The sequence below is a fragment of the Nocardia sp. NPDC060220 genome (genome assembly GCF_042727815.1).
Taxonomy (GTDB): Bacteria; Actinomycetota; Actinomycetes; order Mycobacteriales; family Mycobacteriaceae; genus Nocardia.
The window spans coordinates 1-3,153 of record NZ_JBHWZY010000800.1; the positions used below are offsets into that span (position 1 = coordinate 1).

Annotated in this window: 5 protein-coding genes; 3 read left to right on the top strand and 2 right to left on the bottom strand. The window is 65.7% G+C overall.

Going from position 1 to position 3,153, the window contains the following annotated elements:
* Both ACFWF3_RS29860 and ACFWF3_RS29865 read right to left on the bottom strand, forming a co-directional pair.
* On the bottom strand, window positions 1-1,318 hold a 1,318-nt coding region (locus tag ACFWF3_RS29860), incomplete at its 3' end, for a thymidine phosphorylase (protein WP_379316968.1).
* Between the two features lie 27 nt (window positions 1,319-1,345).
* Window positions 1,346-1,747, bottom strand: a complete 402-nt coding sequence (locus tag ACFWF3_RS29865) for a cytidine deaminase (RefSeq protein WP_378996739.1) — start codon at window positions 1,745-1,747, stop codon at window positions 1,346-1,348.
* A 290-nt stretch (window positions 1,748-2,037) separates the two neighbouring features.
* Here ACFWF3_RS29865 and sdhC point away from each other — a divergent pair, with 290 nt between their 5' ends.
* The 3 genes from sdhC to ACFWF3_RS29880 all read left to right on the top strand — a co-directional run.
* A complete protein-coding gene (sdhC, locus tag ACFWF3_RS29870; protein ID WP_358179944.1) occupies window positions 2,038-2,442 on the top strand; it encodes a succinate dehydrogenase, cytochrome b556 subunit in 405 nt (134 codons plus the stop codon).
* A gap of 1 nt (window position 2,443) precedes the next feature.
* The gene (locus ACFWF3_RS29875; protein WP_378996741.1) at window positions 2,444-2,878 is read left to right on the top strand and encodes a succinate dehydrogenase hydrophobic membrane anchor subunit; all 435 of its coding nucleotides are present in this window, start codon (window positions 2,444-2,446) and stop codon (window positions 2,876-2,878) included.
* Between the two features lie 16 nt (window positions 2,879-2,894).
* On the top strand, window positions 2,895-3,153 hold a 259-nt coding region (locus ACFWF3_RS29880), incomplete at its 3' end, for an FAD-binding protein (RefSeq protein WP_379316970.1).

The window sequence follows — 3,153 nt, forward strand, 5'->3', positions numbered from 1 at the left end:
CCCCGGCGGTCCTCGGGCTGGCGGCCGCCGCCGGGTACGACACGCTGGCCGTGCACTCCCCTGGCTTCCCATCCGGCGCGGACTCGATCGTCACAGCCCCCTCGAGCGCCGCCAAAGCCCCAGCAAAAGCATCCGGCGTATCCGTGTGCAACGTCAACAGCGCCTGCCCCACCACCACCAGGTCCCCCGGCTTGGCATGCATCTCGATCCCGGCGCCCGCCTGCACCTTCTCCCCCTGACGAGCACGCCCCGCCCCCAACCGCCAAGCGGCAACCCCCACCCCCATCGCGTCGAGCCGGGTCAGCACCCCACTCGATTCGGCCCGCACGATCTCGGTATGCCGAGCGACGGGCAGCGCAGCGTCCGGATCCCCACCTTGCGCCTGAATCATCGCCCGCCAGTGATCCATAGCCCGGCCGTCAGCGAGAACATCAGCAGGATCGATATGCAGCCCGGCTTGCGCGACCATCTCGCGGGCGAGCGTCAAAGTCAGCTCGACCACATCCGCAGGTCCCCCACCAGCGAGCACCTCCACCGATTCGGCCACTTCCATCGCATTGCCCGCGGTCCGCCCGAGCGGAGTATCCATCGCGGTCAGCAAGGCGACCGTGTTCACACCCGCATCGCGCCCGAGTTCGACCATCGCCGTGGCGAGTTCGCGAGCGCCGTCGAGAGTCTTCAAGAAGGCGCCCGACCCGACCTTCACATCCAGCACCAGCGCCGCTGTCCCCTCGGCGATCTTCTTGCTCATGATCGAACTCGCGATCAACGGAATCGACTCGACCGTCCCTGTCACATCCCGCAGCGCGTAGAGCCGCTTGTCGGCCGGCGCCAGATCAGCACCCGCCGCGCAGATCACCGCGCCGATCGCCGGGTCGGCCAGGATCTCCCGCATGCGCGGCACCGTCACATCGGCCTGCCAGCCGGGGATCGACTCGAGCTTGTCCAGCGTCCCACCGGTGTGCCCGAGCCCTCGCCCGGACAACTGCGGCACCGCAGCCCCACACGCGGCCACCAGCGGAGCCAACGGGAGGGTGATCTTGTCGCCGACCCCACCGGTCGAATGCTTGTCGACGGTGGGTCGCGGCAGGTCGGTGAAGTCCATCCGGCTGCCCGACCCGATCATCGCCGCCGTCCACCGCGCGGTCTCGCGCCGGGTCATCCCCCGCCACACGATCGCCATGGCCAGGGCCGACATCTGCTCGTCGGCCACGGTCCCCCGGGTGAACGCGTCCACCACCCAGTCGATCTGTGCGTCGGACAGCTCGCCGCCGTCACGCTTGGTAGTAATGACCGAAACCGCATCCAGTGCCGTCATGGCGCCAAGTCTGGCACTGCTGCCCGGCTACTGCTGCCCGGCCGCCAGATCATCCGGCCCGAAGGCGTAGGGCAGGAGCTCCGACAGCGGCTTCGGGCCGTCGGCGTGGTCCACCAGTAGTTCGCCCCCGCCGTGTTCGAACAGCAGCTGACGACAGCGCCCACACGGCATCAGGATTTCGCCGCGAGAATCGGTCACCGAGACGGCGACGAGACGGCCGCCACCCGACGCAAATAAGTTACCGACGAGTACGCATTCGGCACACAGGGTTAGCCCATATGAGACATTTTCCACATTGCATCCGCTCACAATTCGGCCATCCGCGCTGAGAGCAGCGGCGCCGACGGGGAAACCCGAGTACGGGGCGTACGCCGACCCCATTGCCCGAATTGCCATGTCATGCAACGTATTCCAGTCGATTTCGGGCACCGATAACCTCCAGCCGATCCCGCCGAACACCGGGAAACAGGGGCCGAAACACCAGTATCCGGCATCGAGAAAGGTAAACCTAACTCGCCTGTTTTACGCGCAACGCGCGGCACGCCGAATTAGTTCCGCGAAACAGAGGGGATTAGAGTTCATCGAAGATCGGTTCAGGTTCCCGGCGGCGGGCCAGCGCTCGAGAATACAGCGCAGCCACCTGGGCATTTGCCTCTCCACGCATGCCGGCGTCGGATCTGTGACCGGGTCCATCAACGACGTTGGAGGCACCGCACTCTATGACCACGATAGAAGCTCCGGCTCCGGCCCAGCCGAAGCGGAAGACGCTGTACCGCGGCGACCCTGGCATGTGGTCGTGGGCGCTGCACCGGATCACCGGTGTCACGCTGTTCTTCTTCCTCTTCGCGCATGTGTTGGACACGGCACTCGTCCGGGTCAACCCGGATACCTACGACCACGCGATCGAGCTCTACAAGAACCCCGTCGTGGCGTTGATGGAGATGGGTCTCGTCGTCGCCGTCCTGTTCCACGCCCTCAACGGTGTCCGGGTCATCCTGGTCGACTTCTGGTCCCAGGGTCCGCGATTCCAGAAGCAGATGCTGTGGATCGTCCTCACCATCTGGGTTCTGGTCTCCGCCGCGGGCGTCGGCCGCCAGTTCTTCTACCTGCTGACGGAGCACTGATATGTCTGCACCTGTCCTCGGCAAGTCCTACGATCGCCCGGCCAGCCTCGACTCCCCGCGTTCGCCGCGCGGCAAGTCGAACGGCAACTTCGAGAAGTACGCATGGCTGTTCATGCGCATCTCCGGCCTGTTCCTGATCGTTCTCGTGCTCGGCCACATGTTCATCATGCTGATGATCGACGGCGGCGTGAACCGGCTGAACTTCGCGTTCGTGGCCGGTCGCTGGTCGAGCCCGTTCTGGCAGTTCTGGGATCTGTCCATGCTGTGGCTGGCTCAGCTGCACGGCGGCAACGGTCTGCGCGTCATCATCGACGACTACTCGCGCAAGGACTCCACCCGGTTCTGGCTGAAGGTCATCCTCGTGCTGTCGATGATCCTGGTCGTCGCCGTCGGCACGTACGTCATCTTCACCTTCGACCCCAACATCACAGGTTAGGAACAGGCCACCTCGCATGAGTGAATCCCGTCCGATTCAGGAGCATCGCTACGACGTGGTCATCGTCGGCGCCGGTGGCGCGGGCATGCGCGCGGCGATCGAGGCCGGCCCGCGCGCTCGCACCGCGGTCCTGACCAAGCTGTACCCGACCCGTAGCCACACCGGCGCGGCCCAGGGTGGCATGTGCGCCGCGCTGGCCAACGTCGAAGAAGACAACTGGGAATGGCACACCTTCGACACCGTCAAGGGTGGCGACTACCTCGTCGACCAGGACG